Genomic DNA, 19,653 nt, shown 5'->3' on the forward strand with positions numbered 1-19,653 from the left:
GGGCGGTGCGGCGTCGTGTCGTGCAGTTTTCAGCGTCACTGGCCTGCCAACCGGTCTGCCAGCAGTTCAACGCCGTTGATGGCCAGTGGGCCCGGTGAAGAATAATAGTAGTTCAAGGGCATGACCGCTCCTGCGGTGTCGACGGCAGGCAGTCCGTTGAGTTCTGGACGTTGGCGGAGATCTTCAATGACCTGCTCATCATTCTCTAGTGACGAAGACCCGGTGGGGAGATACAGCGCAAAGACCTTGTCGGCCGAGCTGGAAACGAGGTTTTCCGTGGAAGGCTCGAAATAACGCTTATCGACATCGCTGAAAACGTTGTTCATTCCGAGAAGTTCCAGTTGCTCTGAAATCAGTGATTCATGACCATAGGACCCCAGGGTTCCGGCTGCAGGCACGTATAAGGGCAACGCGCGTTCTTCGGAGGAGTGCTGAACCTTTGCTGCTGCGGCGTCGACGCGGCCACGCATAGCATCAACCGCTTCGTCGGCTGCCTGTTCGGTACCAAAAAGTTTCCCGTAGGATTCCACGTCGCGGTAGATCTGTTCGAAGCCGCTCAGTCCGCCGGTGGATCGATCCTCGAAGCCTGCACAATAGCCGCTGACCGTCAGCATTTTGACACCAGCTTCCTCTAGGCGTTCGGCCAAGGAATTCAAGTCGACGCCTGAGGTGATGTCTGTACCAATGACTACATCGGCTCCTGAATTGATGATCATCTCATAGGACACATGATGTGAGTCCTCGACGACCCTTTCGGCGTTGGCGACGGCTTGACTGGTGCTGCTGTCAAACGGGACGTTCAAGCTTCCGGCGTAGTGGGTGAGCTTGTCGCCGGCGCCGGCAGCAGTCAAGAGCGAAGGAGCTTCGGAACCTACCGCGAAAACACTCTTCGGTTGGCCCTCGAATTCCACTTGGCGGCCGCAGCTGTCTAGAACAACAGGGGTGCCGGGAGACGAAGAGATTGACTCCTGGGCCATACCGCTGGAAGCTCCGCAGGATGTGAGCGTCAGTAGGAAAACGGCAGGAAGCGTGGTCTGCCACAAATTTATTCTGCGCAAAGGAGGGGCCTCAATTCATGGTGGGCAAAGAAAACTGGTGTTTCTCTGCATCTGGATGTGACGTTCGAGCTAAATGCTAATGAGAATTATTCTCAATAGTCAAGGCGAGAGAAATGCTTTCACAAGTCAATCGCGCGCCTCCGGAGTGCTGTGTGGCTAGGTGTTTTCACTCCCTTTGCAGGCAAGATGCGCCCAGGCATGGAGCAGAATGGCGAATTCGAGGCAGTCTGTGGTGCAAAGAAAAACTCGACCGGAGGGTTCCGGCCGAGCGTGAAATATTAAGTTTGGCCCGCTGTGGCGGTGCGGGTGATTTAGTGCCGATCGAGCCTGCGGTCCAGCTCGTTGCGTACCTGCGGCCATTCGGAGGCGAGAATTGAAAAGACGACGGTGTCGCGCAGCGAGCCGTCGGACATCCGGGTATGAGCTCGCAATACTCCGTCCTGCTTGGCGCCGAGACGGCTGATGGCCGCCCGGGATTGCTGGTTCATCCAGTGGGTGCAGAACACCACCACTTCGCACTTCATCTGCTCGAAGGCGTGGGCCAGGAGCAGTCGTTTGCTTTCTGCGTTGGTGCCGGTGCCGTGGACGCTTGCCGCGTTCCAGGTGTAGCCGATTTCCACCTTGGGAACCGACAGGTCGACGTCGCAGTAGGTGGTCATGCCGATGATCTGGCCTGGCTCACCGCTCGTGGGGTCGTTGAGGCGAGTAGTGAATGCAAGCATTGACCCTTCGGCCTGCATTTTCAGTCGCTTATCAATTTCCGCAGCCATCGCCTCGGGTCGTGGTACCGAGGTGTACCAGAGATTCCACAATTCACCGTCGCTAGCGGCTTCTACTAGGCCATCATGATGGTCAACGGACAGCGGTTCAAGGGTGACTAGTCTTCCCCGAAGGGTTAGGGGCTCGAAATTTGGCATGGGAATACCTTATGCGTGCGTCGCGTCACAGGATACTGACCCGTAGGGATTCTTAGAGTGTCGGGCCTCGTTCCTAGGATGATGCATAAGCAATGACGATCAAAGGAAAGATTGTGAAGAAATTTCAGCTCATCGAACAACCGCCCACCTTGGATGACTATTTGGCCCTGCGCAGTGAATCGGGGCTTTCGCCCAAATCGCCTGAGCAAGGCCAAGGCGCAATAGCGAACAGCTGGTACTTCTGCCACCTGCGCGATAGCGATACCGGCCGGGCGGTGGCCATGGGGCGAGTGATTGGCGATGGAGGTTGGTACTTTCACATCGCCGATATGGCAACGCTTCCCGAGTTTCAGGGCATGGGACTGGGGCGTAAGATCATCGACAACCTAATCGCAAAGATTCGATCCAGCGCACCAGAAAATCCCTACATCACGTTGATTGCTGATCCGCCCGGGCGCAGGCTTTATGAAAAAGTTGGTTTCCACGAGATTTCACCCTCGCGAGGCATGCAGCTGCCAGTGCAGCCGACTAGCTGATCACCAGCCGCTGTACAGTACTTCTGATTGCCTCAATGACCTCAACTACCGGCGCACGGTGCAGGTGTTCCGCCCGAACCAAAAGGTCGATTTGTCTACCTGAATTCAATCCTTTGATTGGTCGTAAAGTCACCGATTCATCCAATGAGCGCCGCGCGGTATAGCGAGGCAGGATTCCCAGGCAGCCGCTGGCTTCAACCAGTGCTCCGGCAGTGGCGTAATCGTTGACTCGATGTTCGATTTGCGGGGCGCTGCCGGCAAGAGCTGCGATGGTCTCCAGCACGTCGGCCGGGGAATAGCCAGAGCGTGAGACTACCCAGCGTTCGCCAATGACCTGGGCGGGGGAGAGCTGCTCGAGCTTGGCCAATGGGTGGTCGCGATGCAGGGCGATGTCCAAAGGCTCGAATGCCAGTGGGATCACCGCAACATGATTCTCTGGCCATGGCGCTGTATGCGGCATGCGATGGGCCAAGACAAGATCGTAGATAGAGGTCAGGCCCGGGAAATCCTGCTGCGAGACATCTTCATCCGAAAAGTGCAACGGCGGCAACTGGCCTTCGGGGAAGGCCAGAAGCGGAGCAAAGATCGTTTGCCCGATTGAGTGGAAACCCGAAATCTTCACCGGCGTTTTGCGGTCCTGATCCTGACTCTGAATCTTCGCGCTGGCCTGCGCCAAGGTCGATGCCACGGCACCAGCCGCTGCGGCGAGTATTTTGCCCTCGGCCGTAAGCACCAGGCGGCGCCCGTCTTTCCGAGTCAGTGGTTCGCCGAACCCTCGCTGCAGCTGAGCCAAATGCTGGGACACCGCGGAAGGGGAGACGTACAGGGCCTTGGCCACCGCGTTCACGCTGCCCAAATCCGCCAGCTCACGCAGGATCTTCAGCTGATGTAATTCCATGAAGTAAATACTAAATCGTGAAATCAGTAAATCGAGGATTATCTAAGGTGTTTTAGCGGGGGTGCCGGTGCGACACTTGAAGTGAATCACTTCGTTGTGTGTTGCTCGCAACCTCTAACACCTAAGGACGCCTTGATGAAAGCACTTTATAAGTCCGGCCCGCATGCAGGTCTAGAACTCGTTGACCGTCCAGAGCCAGAGGTTGGCGTCCACGACGTAAAGATCCGCGTGATGACCACCGGAATCTGCGGCACCGACCTGCACATCGAAGCCTATGACGAAGCCGCCAAGGCCATGATCAACACCCCGCTGGTCCCGGGCCATGAGTTCTACGGCGAAGTCGTCGAGGTGGGCGACTTCGTGCAGAACGTCAAGATCGGCGATCGCGTCTCCGGTGAAGGACACATTGTCTGTGGGCTGTGCCGCAACTGCCGTGCCGGCCGCAAGCAGATGTGCATCAACGTCAGTTCCGTGGGTGTGCAGCGCGACGGCGCTTTCGCCGAATACGTCTCCATCCCTGAAAGCAATGTCTACGTGCACCGCGACGAGCGCATCACCCCGCTGCTGGGAGCGATCTTCGATCCTTTCGGCAACGCAGTGCACACCGCGCTGCAGTTCCCCATGGTCGGCGAAGACGTGCTGATTACCGGCGCAGGTCCCATCGGCCTGATGGCAGCCGCAGTGGCCCGCCATATCGGCGCCCGCAAGATCGCCATCACCGATATTTCGGAACAGCGCCTGGAACTGGCCAAGACCATGGGCATCGACCTGGCCGTCAACGTCGCCCAGCAGCGCATCAAGGAGGCCCAGCAGGAGCTGGGCATGGTGGAAGGCTTCGACTACGGCATGGAAATGTCCGGCCACAAGACCGCGCTGCCGGAAATGATCGAAAACATGAACCACGGCGGCAAGATCTGCATGCTCGGCCTGCCCAGTGAATCCATTGACATCAACTGGGGCAAGGTCGTCACCCACATGCTGACCCTGCGCGGCATCTACGGACGTGAAATGTTCGAGACCTGGTACGCCATGAGCGCCATGCTCACCAGCTCCGACGTCATGCGCGAACGCATCTCCTCGGTGGTCACCGACTTCGTGCCGGCCAGCGAATGGCAGGACGGCTTCAACGCCGCCCGTTCCGGCCACGGCGGCAAGGTGGTCCTGGACTGGACCGTCTTCTCCAAGTAATTTTCCGACTAGTTTTCTGACAAGAAAGTAGTACCCATGTACACCGATCTCAAGGAACAGCTCGCCGGGGAACTGGCAGAGCTGAAGACCGCAGGCCTGTTCAAGGCAGAGCGCCACATCGATTCGGCGCAGTCGGCCTCGATTCTGGCCGGTTCGTTGGGCGACGACGCCCGCAAGGTGCTGAACTTCTGCGCCAATAACTACCTTGGTCTGGCCGATGACGAGCGCATTATCGCCGCCGCCAAGCAGGCCATGGACGACCGGGGCTTCGGCATGGCGTCGGTCCGCTTCATTTGCGGCACCCAGGACATGCACCTGGAACTGGAAGCCAAGCTTTCCTCGTTCCTGGGCACCGAGGACACCATCTTGTTCTCCAGCTGCTTCGACGCCAATGGAGGTGTCTTCGAGTCGTTGTTCGGCAAGGAGGACGCCATCATCTCCGATGCGCTGAACCATGCATCGATCATCGACGGCATCCGACTGTCCAAGGCTGCCCGCTTCCGCTACGCCAACCAGGACATGGCAGACCTGGAAACCCAGCTGCAGGCGGCCGCCGCCATGAACGACGGCAAGGGCGCACGCCGCACCATCATCGTCACCGACGGCGTATTCTCCATGGACGGCTACCTGGCACCCCTGGAAGCCATCTGCGACCTGGCAGAGAAGTACAACGCACTGGTCATGGTGGACGACTCCCACGCGGTGGGCTTCATGGGGTCCACCGGCGCCGGCACCCCGGAACACGCAGGAGTCTCGGACCGCGTCGATATCTACACCGGCACCTTCGGCAAGGCATTGGGCGGTGCCTCGGGCGGCTATGTTTCGGGCCGCGGTGAAATCGTTGCGATGCTGCGCCAGAAGGCGCGTCCTTACCTGTTCTCCAACTCGCTGGCCCCGTCGATCGTTGCGGCGACCTCTAAGGCGCTGGATCTTGTTGTGGACTCCGGAGAGCTGCGCGAAAAGCTCTTCGCCAACGCCACCCTGTTCCGCACCAAGATGGCGGAGGCAGGTTTTGAACTGTTGGAAGGCGAGCACGCGATCATCCCGGTGATGTTCGGCGATGCGGTGGTGGCAGGTAAGGTGGCCGAGCAGATGCTTGAGCGCGGCGTCTTCGTCACCGCCTTCTCCTACCCGGTGGTTCCCAAGGGCTTGGCCCGCATCCGAGTCCAGCTCTCTGCTGCGCACAGCGAGTCGGACATCGAGGCCTGCGTGCAGGCATTCATCGCCAGCCGCGAAGCGGTGCTCGGAGCCTAAGCGCCCGGACGTCGTGCCCACGGGGCCGTCGATCGGTCGGAGCTGTCTGTAATCCCAGACGGTCCCGGCGGATGGCGGCCCCTGCCGCATTTAAAACCGCGCTAGGCTCATCCAAGGGCCTGCCGCCCGACCAGAATGCGACACCACTTACTAAGGGGACAGATCCATGGCCACGCTGCTGCTGACCAACATCTCACAGCTGAATACCGTTGATGCCGCGCACACCGTCATCACCGATGCGGCTGTACTCATTGAAGATGGCCTGATCAGCTGGGTCGGCACTGCGGCTGAGGCTCCGGCCTCGGACGAGGTCCACGACCTGGGTGGCCGCGCAGTGCTCCCGGGCTGGGTTGATTCCCACAGCCACCTGATCTTCGCCGGGGACCGCGCCGAAGAATTCGCTGCACGCATGGCCGGCCAGTCCTACGCCGCAGGCGGCATCGCGGTGACCACCGAAGCTACCCGCGCCCAGACCGACACCCAGCTGGCAGACCTGGTGGCCGCCCGCCGCCGCGAGGCCCTGGCCATGGGCACCACCTGGATGGAGACCAAAACCGGGTATGGTCTGAACCTCTCGGAGGAAACCCGGCATGCGGCGCTGGCCAAGCCGCTGGTGGAGAACCTGACATTCTTGGGCGCGCACCTGGTTCCCGCCGGACAGGATGCCGACGAATACACCGCGCTGGTAGCCGGTCCCATGATGGACGCCGTGGCCGCCAATGTAGACTTCGTCGATGTCTTCTGCGAGCGCGGCGCCTTCAACGAAGAGCAGACCCGCACGGTGCTGACTTCCGCCGTGGCCCACGGCATTGCCACCAAGGTGCACGGAAACCAGCTGGGCCCGGGCCCGGGCGTCAAGATTGCAGTTGAATTCGGCAGCGCCTCGGTGGACCACGTGAACTACCTCGACCAGGAGGACGTCGATGCTCTGGCCGGCACCTGGACCGGCTGGGATGCCGCCACCCGTACCGGTGACGTCGGCACCGTCGCGACCTGCCTTCCAGCCTGCGACCTGTCCACCCGCCAGCCGCTGGCTCCGGGGCGCGAACTGCTCGACGCTGGTGTCCAGATCGCCCTGGCTAGCAACTGCAACCCCGGCACCAGCTACACCAGCAACATGAACTTCTGCGTGGCAACCGCCGTACTGCAGATGCACCTGTCGCTTGACGAAGCCATTGAGGCAGCCACCTACGGTGGCGCGCTGGCACTGGGCGTGGCAGATCAGGTCGGTTCCGTTGAAGTGGGCAAGCGTGCCGATCTGCATGTGCTCGATGCGCCAGTGGCTGCCCACCTTGCCTACCGCCCGGGAATGAACCTGACTCACAGCGTCTACCAGGGCGGTGCGCTGGTCAACGCGGGCTAAAAAGTCCACCTAGATTTTCTTCGGTGACCGCCGCCAACAAATCCTGTGTCTGTACGATGCTGGCGAATCCGCCGCCGTGCAAGTTGGTGGCGGTCACTGCGGAAAGCTGCTGTGCGCTGCGACTGATGCCGGCCGTGCGCCCCATTGCAGGAGATTAGCTGCCCTGCTAAGCGCTGGTAATTAGTAGTTAACACGCATTTGGTTTCGCGATATTGGTCCAATTGCCCACAATGGCCGAACCAATGGTTGTCCATACATATGTCGGTAGCGACGGTTAATGTTTGTGCATGGTAGTAAGACGGGTTCTTCAGTGGGTACTCGTGGCTGCTCTGTTGTGTGCCACGGGGTGGTTCCTTAGTCTGTCTGCCGACAAGGTGGACAGTTTCTGGGCATGGATGAATCCCGGGGCAAAAGCTTTGGCAGAAGTTGCTCCAATTGGCACATTCGTCGCCGTGGGGACGGCTTCCTTTCTTGCCTACCGTACTCTTCGTTATAGGGCACGTGTGGATGACGCTGACCAATGGTGGAAGCGTGCGCAGTATGGGATTGGGTTGACTTACGGCACTGCCTCAGAGAATTTCACTGGATCTAAAATTTTGTTCTCGCTACTCGGTCCGTGGGCGGAGCTGAAAGACACCGAGGAAAAAAGTAGGGAGCACAAGCGAATCGCAAGAATCGCTAAGAAGTACGGCTGGAGGGTTTCTGAAGCTGAAAAGACAATGCTTCAAGAGATCTTGGATGAGAGCCTTACTGGTGTTGTTCCTGAGTCTTTGAATGATGCTGAATTGGCTGACCTCGAAGGGCAACGAAAAGCAATACTAACTACTAAGGAAGCCTCTGCAGGGACCAGTGGTAGGCATCTTGATACGTCCGAAGGCTTGAAGCTCCCAATAATTTCCCGGCGTACTATTGAAGGACGAGAGGAGGAACATGATGGCTAAGAAACATGAAAGTATTCGATCGGTGGAGAACCGTGAAGGTGTTATAGTTGTCCAGCTTCAAGGCAACTACATCGTTCTCGACGAAAATAATAGTCCGCTGACAAAGCGTTACCCGATCAAGGACTTTAGGTTCGTTCAAGAAAGTGCAAAAACCGTGGTGAAGATGTCCGAAATCACTGGTCAGCCTCCAAGCGACGCCATTGTGGCCCTCGCCAACTATGTTCCTTCCGGCCACAAAATTGCCTAATGAAAAGACGCGCCGAATCAAGCTGGTGGGTATTTTCGTTGCCTATCTTTGACTTTTATTTATTGCTCGAGGTTGATTCCCTTAAAGCCTAGGTTTTCACATGCGAAGTCGTGGCAACAGAGCCTGTCTTCGCCCATGGAGCTGATTGCCAAGTACTGATCTGACTGGACTACAGGAGGAAACTCGGGCAATGGGTAAGGGTCTCGGTTTCCCGGCTAATCTTTGTTGTGCTCAGGCAAGATGAATTTTCCGTCGGGAGCGGGGAATGGTTCCCTGGCACCTACGAGCGTATAGACGCTGACCGACCAAGGCGTGCCGTCGACGAACGGGTTGAGATGCCAATCTGCGAAGCGTTGTTGAAGCTGCATTCCCGATCGCCGCGCCGTCTGATCCAGAAAGTTTGGCCCGTGCTTGCCGTGAGTCGTCGTCCCAATCACGAGAGAACCAATCGTGCTGAGTCGTTCACGCGCGAAGGTGAATACTTGCTCAATTTCGAGCGGAGTTAAGAATTCCGGGACATTTCCGGTAGCCATCAAGGCGTCAAATGTTGCCGGCAATCCCGTGGCAATCAAGTCCGACTTGTCTAGTGAGCCCGCATCCATCTGCCTGAACCAGTGTGGTTCATGCAGTGCCGTTGCCGCCTGGAATAATTCGGGAATCGGATCTATGCCGAATGCCTGATGGCCACGAGCACGCAAACCAGCGACAGCGCTGCCGATACCACATCCAATATCGAGAATTCGAGCCTGTCTTGGGGTCAGCATATCGACGAATCGAACATCTACCTCTAAGTCGACGCCGACCTGTGCCAGCTTGAGCATCTTCCGCGTGTACCCGGCATAGTCGGTCTCGGCATCCATGGATAAAGTCTGACATGAAGCTGCGCATGCGACTTATAAGCGTGCCAGAAAGTACACATATGGCAACCAAAAGCTCATTCGTGATAAACAAGAATCATGGCTAATACTGCTTTCCAGGGAACCCCTGTTCAGACCGTTGGAGAACTGCCAGCCGTTGGCTCGCAGGCTCCTGCTTTTACTCTTACCGGCACCGACTTGGCTGACGTCACCAGCGACTCGCTGGCCGGCCGTCGCGTTGTGCTTAATATCTTCCCATCGGTGGATACCGGCGTGTGCGCCGCCAGCGTTCGTCGTTTCAACGAACTTGCAGCTGGTCTGGAGAACACCACCGTGGTGACCGCTTCCGCTGACCTTCCATTCGCTCTGGGCCGTTTCTGCGGCGCCGAGGGCATCGAGAACGTTGTACCTACCTCCGCGTTCCGTTCGAGCTTCGGCGCAGATTACGGTGTGACCCAGGCCGACGGTCCACTGGCTGGCCTCTTCGCCCGCTCCGTTGTCGTACTGGACGAAGCCGGCAAGGTTGTATACACCGAGGTAGTTCCAGAAATCACCACCGAGCCTAACTACGATGCAGCAATCGCAGCATTGAGCTAGGTGACACTTCGACGACGTTAGCGCCGTCGAAACGATCAGGCGACGTTTCTCAAGACACTCAAGTCTTGGGAGGCGTCGTTTTTTTGATGTCCGGATCGTGGTGGCACGCAAGTTTCTTTACTTCTTTCCCTCAGGGGATTTCCAAGTGCACCATCTATCCCTATACTCTTTATAGATTGCTTATGATTGTTCTTTACTAAAAATGATCATAAAACATCAAAGAGACTTCACCGGCTGCCATGCCGGTCGCAAAAACGAGGACGAGGGAGACGGTAGATGAGTGAGCGGTCAGCACTGGGTGCGCACATGGAAGAAGAATTAGTCTCGCAGCCTCAGATGTGGCGGCGAGCCATTGAGCAGCAACAAGCAGAAGATCTGCTTCCCGCCCATGGGCTGTCTGTGGCGGTCGTCGGCTGTGGCACCTCCTGGTTCATGGCAGAAGCCTACGCTGCGGCTCGTGAAGCTGCGGGCCTCGGGGTCACCGATGCCTTCGCCGCCTCGGAAGCGCGTATCGCCACCCGAAACTATGATGTTTTGGTCGCCATCACCCGTTCCGGGACCACATCTGAGGTACTGCAGCTGCTCGACGAGCTGGATGGAAGCCTGCGCACCGTTGCGATTATTGGGGATACCGCCTCACCGATCGTGGGTAAAGTCGATGCCGTCATCGAGCTGCCCTACGCGGATGAACAGTCTGTGGTGCAAACTCGATTTGCCACGACCGCATTGTCCTATCTGCTTTCAAGCCTTGGTGAAGATCTCAACGCGGCGATCGAGCAGGCAGCCGCATTGGTTGTGCAGCAGACTCCCCAGGAGCTCATTGACGCTGAACAATTCACCTTCCTCGGTCGAGGCTTCTCGGTTGGACTTGCCCATGAAGCAGCCTTGAAGATGCGCGAAGCAGTACAGGGATGGACCGAAGCTTATCCCGCCATGGACTACCGCCACGGACCAATTTCCATCGCAGCTCCCAACAGGGTGACATGGATGCTTGGAGCGCAGCCGGAGGGCCTGAACGTCGACGTCGAACGCACTGGCGCCATCTATATTAATGAGGATCGCCACCCGCTGGCAGACCTTGCCTATATCCACCGGGTGACCCTTGACCGTGCCCGCGCACGCAACCTCGACCCGGACAGTCCACGCAATCTGACCCGATCGGTCATCCTGGAAGGCTAACGGCCATGAACGAACATTTCCTGCTCTTTGACGTCGGAGGAACCGACATCAAGGCGGGGCTGGCCAATAGCAACGGGGAAGTGCTGCAGGTCTTGCGTGAGCCCACCCATAAGGTCGCACCAGAAAATGCGGCCACCGTCCTGGTGGCACAGCTTGAACAGCTTGGCCGCCGACTGCAAGAAGACACCGGCGCCACCGCGTCATCCGCGGGACTGATTGTTTGTGGGTTGGTTGATTCCGAGGAAGGCATTGGCATATTCTCCGCCAACCTCGGTTGGCGCAACGCCCCCTTGAAGTCAATGACCTCCCAGGCTCTTGGGCTTCCCGTGGGCTTCGGCCACGACGTATCTCTTGCCGCGCGGGCAGAACTTGAGTTGGGCAGCGGGGCCAAGGATGAGGCTCTGCGCCGCAATGCAGTGGTGATGATCATCGGAACCGGGATTGCCTCGGCGCTGATGGTTGACGGCCGGTTGATCAGCGCCGGCGGATATGCCGGGGAACTGGGCCACTCTCAGGTGCCAGGCGGATTCGACTGCGCCTGCGGTGCAACCGGATGCCTTGAAACCGTTGGATCGGCGGGCGCTATCGCCAAGCGTTACGGCGATAAAACAGGCGTGAGCGTTGGGGCGAAGGAAGTTTTTGCCGCCCGCGCGGCCGGCGACGAGCTCGCCGCAGGCATCATCAATGATGCTGTGGAAGCGTTGACCTTCACCATGGCGCAGCTGTGCTCCTCGGTCGCTCCCGAAGGCATCGTACTCGGTGGCGGATTGGCACAGGCCGGACCGGGATTTTTCGCCGAACTTGAAAAGTCGCTGCGGCGAAGGCTCTCCTTCCACCGCATGCCGCGCCTCATTTCCGCCCACCTCGGTGCCGACGCCGGTCTACAAGGCGCACTGATTCTTGCGCGTGAAGTCAACCAGGCATCGGCTGGGCAGGCCTCATGATCCTTGCCTTCACACCCAACCCCGCAATGGATGAAACCTATGCGGCTCCGGGAGCCTCAATCGATAGCAGCCACCGAGTCTCACTGCTGCATCGGCAGGCAGGTGGAAAAGGGCTGAACGTTGCCAGGGTTTTGCATGCCCAGCAGTACCCGACGCACGCGATCTTCCCAAGCGGCGGGCGTACCGGTCGAGAATTTGTCGAGGAACTGCAATCGGCCAAGGTGCCATTCACCGCGGTTCCAACAGCGGCGGACACCCGTCGATCCATGTCATTCTTCGATCCCCAAGCCAACACCACCAGCGTCTTCAACGAGGCAGGCAGCCCGCTGTCCACGCAGGAATGGGAACAACTTCACGCCAGTTATGTGGAACTGTTGGAGGGGGCGGATGCCGTGGCCATTTGTGGATCGTGGCCCGCAGCCACAGACCCTGCGCTGATTCGCTCTTTCATCACGGAGGCAACCGAACGCGGCATCTACACGATGGTCGATACCAGTGGGCCCCTGATGTTGGAGGCCGCCTCCAGCGGGGCGGTGCTCAAGCCCAACGAGCATGAGCTTTTGGCTGCCACGGGAGCCGCGACATTGATTGACGGCGCGGCACAGCTGCTGCAGCGGGGAGCTGCCGAAATTTACTTGAGCGCAGCAGAGCGCGGGATCTACCATTTCACCCAAGAAACTCCGCTGGTCGCGCACGCTCGGCTCGGGCGCGCTCTCACTGGCAATCCCACCGGTGCGGGAGATTCCGCAGTCGCGGCAATCCTTGCCAGCAAATTTGCGCGGTCGAATCGCGAGGATACCTTGCGCCGTGCAGTGGGCTGGTCTGCATCTACCGTGCTTATGCCCACCGCTGGTGTACTCTCACCAGAAACTCAGACCTTGAACCAAGAGGTCGTCTATCGGATCTTGCCCGAGGGCGAGGACATTTAAAGGAGTATTTACGTGCCATTAGTTCCTACACGTCAGATTCTCGATCAAGCGGTGGCTGGAAAATATGGCCAGGGTGCATTTAATGTCATCCATCTTGAGACTGCCCAGGCCCTCATTGCTGGGGCGCAGCACGTGCAGCGTCCCGTGATACTTCAAATCAGTGAGAACTGCGTGAAGTACCACGGTTCATTGCGCCCCATTGCATTGGCTTCCTTGGCCATGGCGGACGAGGCGTCGGTTCCAGTTGCCTTGCATCTTGACCACGCCGAGGACGAACGCCTGGTTTATGAGGCGCTGGATCTTGGCTTTGGCTCCGTGATGTATGACGGGGCCAAACTTCCCTTCGCTGAGAACGTCGCCGCAACCCGACGCGTAGTGGCGGCGGCGGCGCAGGTCGGTGCCAGTGTTGAAGCTGAACTCGGTGAGATCGGCGGAAAAGACGGCGCGCATGCACCGGGTGTGCGCACCGACCCCGACGAAGCCGTGCAGTTTGTCCAGAGCACCGGTGTTGATTCGCTGGCGGTTGCCGTCGGGTCGTCTCACGCCATGCTTGAGCGGGGCGCAGCACTTGATCTTGAACTGATTTCGACACTGCAGGCTGCATTGGACGTGCCGCTGGTGCTGCATGGCTCCTCAGGAGTTACCGACACAATGCTGGTTGACGGTATTCGCGCAGGCATGCGGAAAATAAACGTCTCCACGCACCTGAATGGCTTTTTCACTCGTGCGGTTCGCGGCTGGCTCAGCGAGAATTCGATGGGCGTGGATTCGAGAAAGTACATGGATGCCGGTCGTCGAGCCATGTCAGACGAGACCGGAAGAATGCTCGAACTCTTCGCCAGCGCCTAGATCCAATTACCTCAGCTGACCCCTTTGGACGAACTTATGATTGATTATGATTTTTTGGATCACGATTAAGCCAAAAAATCATAATTTCCCCTTGACGTTGCGTGTGACACACCCCATACTCGAATAGAACGTGATTTTTCTTGATCGAAATTTCAAGAAAAAATCATAAATCATTCACTTGCACCGGTGCTGCGGCATCTCAAACGATTGAGGAAGACAATGAAACGATCCAAGCGCACAGCGGCCCTTGCTCTCTCCGCCGCAGCCGCCTTGCTCCTGACCAGCTGCGGATTCTCTGCAGACAAGGGCGGGTCTGAGTCCGCTGAAGGCGGCACAACAACGCTGGAAATGCTCGTTCCAACCTATTCCACCGGCACCAAGGCCCTGTGGGAAGGCGTCATCAAGGACTTCGAAGCTGAGCACCCCGACATCAAGATTGATCTAGAAGTCCAGTCGTGGGAGAACATCGAAAACGTCCTGAAGACCAAGCTGCAGGGCAACCAGGCACCGGACATCTATAACGGTGGTGCCTTCGCAGAGTACGCCGCCGAAGACCTTTTGGCACCGGCCAGCGATGTTGCCTCGCAGGCAACACTGGACGACTTCCAGCCGACCTTCGCCGATGCCGAAAAGTTTGAAGGCACCCAGTACGGCCTTCCGCTCATTGCCTCGGCTCGCGCACTGTTCTACAACAAGGACCTGATGAAGGAGGCCGGCGTCAGCGAAGTCCCAGAGACCTGGGATGAACTGCACGACGCGGCCAAGGCCATCAGCGACAAGACCAAGTCAGATGGTTACGGCATGCCACTGGGCAACGAAGAGGCACAGGGCGAAACCCTGATCTGGTTCGCTGGCAACGGCGGCAACTTCGGCGACGCGGAGAAGATCGCGGTCAACACCCCGCAGGATGTTGAAGCCGCAGAATACATGCAGAAGATGATCGAAGACGGCGTGACACAGAACGACCCGGGAGCCACCCAGCGCACCCCGATGCTGAACACCTTCATCCAGGGGAAGCTCGGCTTCGCCTATGGCCTGCCGCAGACCGTGGGACAGATTGAAAAGGAAAACCCCGACCTGAACTACGGCATCGCCAAGGTCGCCACCAAGACCGGTGCGCCGGCAACCCTTGGTGTGGCAGACCGCCTGATGTCCTTCAAGAACGATGGATCCAAGGCGGAGGCAGTCAAGGAATTCTTCGACTACTTCTTCAGCGCAGATGTCTACACCAATTGGGTCAGCACCGAAGGCTTCCTGCCGACCACCAAGTCCGGCTCGGACAAGCTCTCGGGCGATGAAACCCTGAAGCCATTCTTGGAGCTGCTGCCCAACGCGGTCTTCTACCCAACCACCAACCCTGCATGGAACGCCACGGACGGTGCCTTCAAATCGATGATGGGTGAGATTGCAACGGGCAAGTCCGCCACGGAAGTACTCGACGCAATCCAGGCGAAGGCCGACGCCGCCGCGGAGTAGTTCGCAGAGAGTCGACTTTCGCTCACAGGCAGAGGCCCGGCGTGAGAACGCTGGGCCTCTTTCTGAAATACCGCACCCATTCTGCCGGTCCCTACCGGGGCCGTATGCAACGAAAGCGAGCCGAACATGAGCTCCTCCTCAGTGCCAGTCAAAGCCCCGGCAGGGCGCAAACGCCGACGCAGCACCGATCATGAACCGTTCTTTTCCTCCCTGCCGTGGATCGGTCCAGCGCTGCTGCTGATCTTGGCGATCGTGGTATTCCCTGCGGGATACATGATCTACAACTCGACTCGCAAGATTTCATCGGTGGGCACCGACATCAAGTCGGTCGGGCTGGACAATTTCGCGACGATCTTCGCCGACCCGGCGCTGCCGCGGATCCTGCTCAACACCTTTTTCTGGGTGGTCTCCGTTGTGTTGATCACCGTGATTCTCTCCCTGGCACTGGCACAGTTTTTGAACAAGCCATTCCCGGGCCGCACGCTGGTCCGCATGGCTGTCGTTGTACCGTGGGCAGCCTCCGTGGTCATGACCACGACGGTTTTCTACTACGGTCTGGATCCCAACTACGGCATCTTCAACCACTTCTTCGTACAGATTGGTTTGATGGACGAAGGCTTTGGCTGGACCAAGAATGCCATACCCGCCATGGCAGTTTCGGTGGTTGTAGCAATCTTCGTCTCAATACCCTTCACCACCTACACCCTGCTTGCAGGACTTCAGGCTGTTCCCACCGAGACGCTGGAAGCCGCCCGCATGGACGGGGCAGGACGCTGGAAGACCTACATTTTCGTGGTGCTGCCGCAACTGCGCTCGGCGCTGGCCGTGTCGGTGTTGATCAACATCATCAACGTGTTCAACAACCTGCCGATTCTCAAGATCATGACCGGCTCAATTCCGGGCAATGATGCAGATACGTTGATGACCTACATCTTCAAGGTGCTGCAGTTCGACCGCCGGCTGGACCTTTCATCGGCCCTTTCAGTGCTCAACTTTGCGATTGTGCTGGTCATCGTCGCCATCTATTTGAAGACCGTCAAGCCTATGGATGAGGTTTAATCGTGGCTTTCCTCGACACCGAAGACCGCGCTGCGCGCAAGACAGTCATCAGCCGCATGCTGATCGGCGTGGTTGTTGCACTGGTCTTCATGATTCCCTACATCACCATGATGATCGGCTCGTTGAAGACGCAGGCCGAAATCCTGCAGATTCCGCCGCACTACCTGCCGCAGGACGGCGCCCAATGGTCGAACTACGTGACCATGTGGGACACCCCGGAGACCCCGGTGCCATACAACCTGATATCTACCATCGTGATCTCGGTCTGCGCCACCTTGCTGGTGCTGCTTGTCGCGACCCCCGCCGCCTATTTCACGGCTCGGTTCAAGTTTCCGGGCAAGATGGCCTTCATGTTTCTGGTGATCGTCACCCAGATGCTGCAGCCTGCCGTGTTGACCGCGGGCCTGTTCAAGCAGATGCTCGCCTGGGGGATCAACGACACCTGGCTGGCAATGATCTTGATCAACGCGGCGTTCAACCTCGCCTTTGCGGTATGGATCATGCACTCCTTCTTTGCGGGCGTTCCGCGCAGCATTGACGAGGCGGCCCAGATCGACGGTGCGGGCAAGTGGCGTGTGCTGTTCACCATCAACCTCCCGCTGGTGTGGCCGGGGATTGTCACCGCGGTGATCTTCACCTTCGTCTCCTGCTGGAACGAATTCGCTGCTTCACTGGTCATTCTTTCCACCGCCGAAAATCAGCCGTTGAGCGTGGCATTGACCAAGTTCGTCGGCCAGTACGCCACCGCCTGGCAGTACGTCTTCGGCGTATCGATCGTGGCGATCGTCCCTGTCATCATCCTGTTCGCCCTGATTGAAAAGCGCCTGATCGGCGGCTTGTCGGCCGGTGCGGTGAAATAGCGGTGGAGGCAATTTCCAAACGGCACCCGGCCCTGGAGATCGTTGCCACCAGCGGCGTAAGTGCTCGGCTGGCAGCACAGAACGGGGCTGACAGGATCGAAGCCTGCGAGGCCCTGGAACTCGGCGGCCTCACCCCGTCGCCGGAAGTGCTCGCCGATATCTTGGAGCATCGGCCACGGTTGGGAATTCATGCATTGCTGCGCAGCCGGCCCGGAGACTTCCACTATGACGCGCTGGATGTATCCGTCATGCGGCGGCAGGCACGGCGACTTGCCCTTGCAGGAGTCGACGGCGTGGTGCTTGGGGCACTGAATGCACAGCGGCAGCTGGACCTGGAAACCATCCAGATCTTGGCGGACTCCTGTTTGGAAGTGAACCCGGAGCTTGAAATCACCGTCCACCGAGCCATCGATGCCAGCACGGATCCGGTTCACGCAGTTTCGCAACTTTTGGCACTTGGGGTCAGACGCGTGTTGACTAGTGGGGGACGAGAATCCGCCGGCGACGGAATGGGCACCATTACCCAGATGGTCCATCAGGCAAAAACCAAGATTCAAATCATGTCCGGCGGCGGCATGCGGGTGCAAGACATCGCTACCGCAACTATGGCAGGGGTTTGCGCCGTACACTTCTCCGCCAAAACACCATGCGCCGGCACCATCCGGGTGTCTGCAGACCAAGTGCGAGAACTGCGCAGTGCAGTAGACGCGCTAGAGCGATAGAGAGCAGGAGCTATGAAACGCGAGGAGCGGCTTAATCACATCCTCGATCTATTGGCCAACAAGGGCCAGATCGATGTGGATGAGATCGTGCAGCAGCTCGGGACCAGCCCGGCGACGGCCCGGCGGGATCTCGATTCCTTGGCGGCCGCCTCGCTGCTCACCCGCACCCACGGCGGCGCGGTGTCGAACACCGTCGCCTATGACCTGCCCTCGCGCTATCAGCGCGAGGACCACGACGAGGAGAAGATCCAGATCGCCAAGGTGGCCGCCGCCATGGTCAACAGGGACATGGTCGTGGGGCTCTCCGGGGGAACTACCACCAAGGCCATTGCCACGGAGTTGAGCCTGCGCCAGGACCTGGTGGGGGAGCCGGGACGGGTCACTTTGACGGTTGTCACCAACGCGGTGAATATCGCCTCGCTGCTGGCGGTGCGACCGCACATCCGTGTCATGGTCACCGGCGGTGTGCTCAACGATCGATCCTATGAGCTGGTTGGGCCGCTGGCCCAATCCTCCCTGTCGAAGATCACCATGGATCTTTCATTCCTTGGAGTCAACGGGCTTGATCCGGAGGACGGGCTGATGGTCGGGGACGAAATGGAAGCGGCGGTCAACGAACTGCTGATCAGGCAGGCCACGCACAGTTACGTCGTGGTGGATTCCTCCAAGATCGGCCGGCGCTCATTCGTGATCCTAGACCGGGAGAATCTCACCGGAGTGATTACTGACGACAAGGCGAGCACTGAGCAGCGAGAAGCCCTGAACGCCGCCGGCATGCCTGTGGTCAACTAAGCTTCAGGATTGAAGTCCGCGGAATCCCGCGGCCTTTGCCGCGTCGATGATCCGCGGACCGATCTTCCGCAGCAGTTTATTCAGCTTTGGAGCATCGGTGCGGGAGAGCGTATCGGAGAGCCGCTCAAGGCTCATCAGGCCGAGCCAGATCTGTGCGCGATGAGCCTGTTCTGCATCAGGGGCGATCTGCTCGATCAAATCCTGTCCGTGCCAGAGCGCCAGGTAGGCAGTGTTCAGCGCCGGATCCCAGGCGGAGGCAAGATCCCAGTCCAAGATGCCAATCAGCTGCCCATCCAACCAGTGCATGTTATGCCCTGCCAGATCTCCATGAACCAGCGACGGCGGAACCTGAGCCAGCTTGTCCAGCTGGTTCCATACGGCGCTCGCCGGCTGGCGAAGGTCCTCGGGCAGCGCGTTGAAGCATTCCGAGATACGCTCCTCGGTCCACGGGCCGCGAAAAGCGAACGGCGGTGCTAGATCATCTGCCATTCCTGCAAGCTCCACCGCCGCCAAATCTGCGACGAGCCGGCGCAGGATTAATGGATCGCCGTGATGTGGTGGATGCGCGGAACCTGGGATGAACTTCATTGCCACGCTGCTCAGCGAATCGCGGGTGAGAATGGGGCTCACCGCTGTGGGGACCTGATAGTTAAGCTGCTTGGCCACGAGGGCGTTGATGCGGACAGTGCGAGGCATCTGCTGCGATGCCTGCACCGTACGAGCCATGCGAATCACCGCAGCGTCGTTGGCGATCAGCACCGTGTGAAATTGTCCGCCCTCTTCGACATGGGCGTCGTCCCACGAAAGCTGCGGGCACAACTGTTCGGCCAGTGCTAATTCGGCGGCGGTAGCGGGGCGAGTCACTGGCTGATCTCTCGATTCTGGGTTGAGGCGGACAACGGGGAACAACCACAGCCTATCTCCTTGGCCTACTCACAGGCATTTCTGGCTATGATCGACTGGTGAATGACGCAACAGCAACGCCTG

22 protein-coding genes are annotated in these 19,653 nt (G+C 58.7%); 16 read left to right on the forward strand and 6 right to left on the reverse strand.

What is annotated here, in order from left to right; genetic code table 11:
* Positions 1–35 precede the first annotated feature (35 nt).
* Together RUH64_RS03915 and RUH64_RS03920 are read right to left on the reverse strand one after the other, a co-directional pair.
* Positions 36–977, reverse strand: coding sequence for an ABC transporter substrate-binding protein (locus RUH64_RS03915; protein WP_313811466.1), 942 nt, complete (start codon positions 975–977; stop codon positions 36–38).
* A 392-nt stretch (positions 978–1,369) separates the two neighbouring features.
* Complete coding sequence (locus tag RUH64_RS03920) at positions 1,370–1,975, reverse strand: GNAT family protein (protein ID WP_313811467.1); 606 nt, start codon at positions 1,973–1,975, stop codon at positions 1,370–1,372.
* Positions 1,976–2,067: 92 nt separating this feature from the next.
* Between RUH64_RS03920 and RUH64_RS03925 the strand changes: the two genes are divergently transcribed.
* On the forward strand, positions 2,068–2,511 hold the full coding sequence (locus RUH64_RS03925) for a GNAT family N-acetyltransferase (protein ID WP_313811468.1): 444 nt from the start codon (positions 2,068–2,070) through the stop codon (positions 2,509–2,511).
* Here the strand turns inward: RUH64_RS03925 and RUH64_RS03930 are convergent.
* Positions 2,504–3,409: a LysR family transcriptional regulator gene (locus RUH64_RS03930; protein ID WP_313811470.1), complete on the reverse strand. Its 906-nt coding sequence runs from the start codon at positions 3,407–3,409 to the stop codon at positions 2,504–2,506. The two genes, RUH64_RS03925 and RUH64_RS03930, sit on opposite strands and share 8 nt — an antisense overlap.
* 135 nt (positions 3,410–3,544) lie before the next feature.
* On the opposite strand from RUH64_RS03930, the gene tdh reads away from it, so the two are divergent.
* The 3 genes from tdh (at position 3,545) to hutI (ending at position 7,214) form a co-directional block, all read left to right on the forward strand.
* Positions 3,545–4,597 (forward strand): L-threonine 3-dehydrogenase, encoded by a 1,053-nt coding sequence (tdh, locus tag RUH64_RS03935; protein ID WP_313811472.1) that lies wholly within the window; start codon positions 3,545–3,547, stop codon positions 4,595–4,597.
* Between the two features lie 36 nt (positions 4,598–4,633).
* Positions 4,634–5,851 carry a glycine C-acetyltransferase gene (locus RUH64_RS03940; RefSeq protein ID WP_313811474.1) on the forward strand — a complete coding sequence of 406 codons (1,218 nt, stop codon included), beginning with the start codon at positions 4,634–4,636 and terminating at the stop codon, positions 5,849–5,851.
* A gap of 166 nt (positions 5,852–6,017) precedes the next feature.
* Positions 6,018–7,214 (forward strand): imidazolonepropionase, encoded by a 1,197-nt coding sequence (hutI, locus tag RUH64_RS03945; RefSeq protein WP_313811475.1) that lies wholly within the window; start codon positions 6,018–6,020, stop codon positions 7,212–7,214.
* On the opposite strand, the gene RUH64_RS03950 is transcribed toward hutI, so the two are convergent.
* The gene (locus tag RUH64_RS03950) at positions 7,201–7,359 is read right to left on the reverse strand and encodes a hypothetical protein (protein WP_313811476.1); all 159 of its coding nucleotides are present in this window, start codon (positions 7,357–7,359) and stop codon (positions 7,201–7,203) included. The genes hutI and RUH64_RS03950 overlap by 14 nt on opposite strands.
* Positions 7,360–7,534: 175 nt before the next feature.
* Here RUH64_RS03950 and RUH64_RS03955 point away from each other — a divergent pair, with 175 nt between their 5' ends.
* Positions 7,535–8,155, forward strand: coding sequence for a hypothetical protein (locus RUH64_RS03955; RefSeq protein ID WP_313811477.1), 621 nt, complete (start codon positions 7,535–7,537; stop codon positions 8,153–8,155).
* On the forward strand, positions 8,148–8,402 hold the full coding sequence (locus tag RUH64_RS03960; RefSeq protein ID WP_313811478.1) for a hypothetical protein: 255 nt from the start codon (positions 8,148–8,150) through the stop codon (positions 8,400–8,402). The genes RUH64_RS03955 and RUH64_RS03960 overlap by 8 nt, the downstream gene beginning before the upstream one ends.
* Before the next feature lie 215 nt (positions 8,403–8,617).
* On the opposite strand, the gene RUH64_RS03965 is transcribed toward RUH64_RS03960, so the two are convergent.
* Positions 8,618–9,262 carry a class I SAM-dependent methyltransferase gene (locus RUH64_RS03965; protein ID WP_313811480.1) on the reverse strand — a complete coding sequence of 215 codons (645 nt, stop codon included), beginning with the start codon at positions 9,260–9,262 and terminating at the stop codon, positions 8,618–8,620.
* Positions 9,263–9,358: 96 nt separating this feature from the next.
* Here RUH64_RS03965 and tpx point away from each other — a divergent pair, with 96 nt between their 5' ends.
* The 10 genes from tpx (at position 9,359) to RUH64_RS04015 (ending at position 18,666) form a co-directional block, all read left to right on the forward strand.
* Entirely contained in the window at positions 9,359–9,856 is a 498-nt protein-coding gene (gene tpx / locus RUH64_RS03970) for a thiol peroxidase (protein ID WP_313811482.1), read from the forward strand.
* Positions 9,857–10,132: 276 nt separating this feature from the next.
* Positions 10,133–11,035 carry a sugar isomerase gene (locus tag RUH64_RS03975; RefSeq protein ID WP_313811484.1) on the forward strand — a complete coding sequence of 301 codons (903 nt, stop codon included), beginning with the start codon at positions 10,133–10,135 and terminating at the stop codon, positions 11,033–11,035.
* A 5-nt stretch (positions 11,036–11,040) separates the two neighbouring features.
* Positions 11,041–11,979 carry an ROK family protein gene (locus tag RUH64_RS03980; protein ID WP_313811486.1) on the forward strand — a complete coding sequence of 313 codons (939 nt, stop codon included), beginning with the start codon at positions 11,041–11,043 and terminating at the stop codon, positions 11,977–11,979.
* A complete protein-coding gene (locus tag RUH64_RS03985) occupies positions 11,976–12,908 on the forward strand; it encodes a PfkB family carbohydrate kinase (protein WP_313811488.1) in 933 nt (310 codons plus the stop codon). The genes RUH64_RS03980 and RUH64_RS03985 overlap by 4 nt, the downstream gene beginning before the upstream one ends.
* Positions 12,909–12,920: 12 nt before the next feature.
* A complete protein-coding gene (locus RUH64_RS03990) occupies positions 12,921–13,757 on the forward strand; it encodes a class II fructose-bisphosphate aldolase (protein ID WP_313811490.1) in 837 nt (278 codons plus the stop codon).
* Between the two features lie 219 nt (positions 13,758–13,976).
* On the forward strand, positions 13,977–15,233 hold the full coding sequence (locus RUH64_RS03995) for an extracellular solute-binding protein (RefSeq protein WP_313811491.1): 1,257 nt from the start codon (positions 13,977–13,979) through the stop codon (positions 15,231–15,233).
* Between the two features lie 126 nt (positions 15,234–15,359).
* Entirely contained in the window at positions 15,360–16,292 is a 933-nt protein-coding gene (locus tag RUH64_RS04000; RefSeq protein ID WP_313811493.1) for a sugar ABC transporter permease, read from the forward strand.
* 2 nt (positions 16,293–16,294) lie between these two features.
* On the forward strand, positions 16,295–17,152 hold the full coding sequence (locus tag RUH64_RS04005) for a carbohydrate ABC transporter permease (RefSeq protein WP_313811494.1): 858 nt from the start codon (positions 16,295–16,297) through the stop codon (positions 17,150–17,152).
* A gap of 2 nt (positions 17,153–17,154) precedes the next feature.
* Entirely contained in the window at positions 17,155–17,874 is a 720-nt protein-coding gene (locus tag RUH64_RS04010; RefSeq protein WP_313811496.1) for a copper homeostasis protein CutC, read from the forward strand.
* A gap of 12 nt (positions 17,875–17,886) precedes the next feature.
* Positions 17,887–18,666, forward strand: a complete 780-nt coding sequence (locus tag RUH64_RS04015; protein ID WP_313811498.1) for a DeoR/GlpR family DNA-binding transcription regulator — start codon at positions 17,887–17,889, stop codon at positions 18,664–18,666.
* Positions 18,667–18,669: 3 nt separating this feature from the next.
* Here the strand turns inward: RUH64_RS04015 and RUH64_RS04020 are convergent, their stop codons facing one another.
* Complete coding sequence (locus tag RUH64_RS04020; RefSeq protein WP_313811499.1) at positions 18,670–19,530, reverse strand: aminoglycoside phosphotransferase family protein; 861 nt, start codon at positions 19,528–19,530, stop codon at positions 18,670–18,672.
* Between the last annotated feature and the right edge of the window lie 123 nt (positions 19,531–19,653).

Source organism: Glutamicibacter sp. (genome assembly GCF_032154645.1).
Lineage (GTDB): Bacteria > Actinomycetota > Actinomycetes > Actinomycetales > Micrococcaceae > Glutamicibacter.

What these genes read in the sequence shown, in the direction of transcription:
- RUH64_RS03915 (WP_313811466.1), bottom strand. Translation starts at nt 977, where the DNA reads ATGGCCCAGGAGTCAATCTCTTCGTCTCCCGGCACCCCTGTTGTTCTA.
- RUH64_RS03920 (WP_313811467.1), bottom strand. Translation starts at nt 1,975, where the DNA reads ATGCCAAATTTCGAGCCCCTAACCCTTCGGGGAAGACTAGTCACCCTT.
- RUH64_RS03925 (WP_313811468.1), top strand. Translation starts at nt 2,068, where the DNA reads ATGACGATCAAAGGAAAGATTGTGAAGAAATTTCAGCTCATCGAACAA.
- RUH64_RS03930 (WP_313811470.1), bottom strand. Translation starts at nt 3,409, where the DNA reads ATGGAATTACATCAGCTGAAGATCCTGCGTGAGCTGGCGGATTTGGGC.
- tdh (WP_313811472.1), top strand. Translation starts at nt 3,545, where the DNA reads ATGAAAGCACTTTATAAGTCCGGCCCGCATGCAGGTCTAGAACTCGTT.
- RUH64_RS03940 (WP_313811474.1), top strand. Translation starts at nt 4,634, where the DNA reads ATGTACACCGATCTCAAGGAACAGCTCGCCGGGGAACTGGCAGAGCTG.
- hutI (WP_313811475.1), top strand. Translation starts at nt 6,018, where the DNA reads ATGGCCACGCTGCTGCTGACCAACATCTCACAGCTGAATACCGTTGAT.
- RUH64_RS03950 (WP_313811476.1), bottom strand. Translation starts at nt 7,359, where the DNA reads ATGGGGCGCACGGCCGGCATCAGTCGCAGCGCACAGCAGCTTTCCGCA.
- RUH64_RS03960 (WP_313811478.1), top strand. Translation starts at nt 8,148, where the DNA reads ATGGCTAAGAAACATGAAAGTATTCGATCGGTGGAGAACCGTGAAGGT.
- RUH64_RS03965 (WP_313811480.1), bottom strand. Translation starts at nt 9,262, where the DNA reads ATGGATGCCGAGACCGACTATGCCGGGTACACGCGGAAGATGCTCAAG.
- tpx (WP_313811482.1), top strand. Translation starts at nt 9,359, where the DNA reads ATGGCTAATACTGCTTTCCAGGGAACCCCTGTTCAGACCGTTGGAGAA.
- RUH64_RS03975 (WP_313811484.1), top strand. Translation starts at nt 10,133, where the DNA reads ATGAGTGAGCGGTCAGCACTGGGTGCGCACATGGAAGAAGAATTAGTC.
- RUH64_RS03980 (WP_313811486.1), top strand. Translation starts at nt 11,041, where the DNA reads ATGAACGAACATTTCCTGCTCTTTGACGTCGGAGGAACCGACATCAAG.
- RUH64_RS03985 (WP_313811488.1), top strand. Translation starts at nt 11,976, where the DNA reads ATGATCCTTGCCTTCACACCCAACCCCGCAATGGATGAAACCTATGCG.
- RUH64_RS03995 (WP_313811491.1), top strand. Translation starts at nt 13,977, where the DNA reads ATGAAACGATCCAAGCGCACAGCGGCCCTTGCTCTCTCCGCCGCAGCC.
- RUH64_RS04000 (WP_313811493.1), top strand. Translation starts at nt 15,360, where the DNA reads ATGAGCTCCTCCTCAGTGCCAGTCAAAGCCCCGGCAGGGCGCAAACGC.
- RUH64_RS04015 (WP_313811498.1), top strand. Translation starts at nt 17,887, where the DNA reads ATGAAACGCGAGGAGCGGCTTAATCACATCCTCGATCTATTGGCCAAC.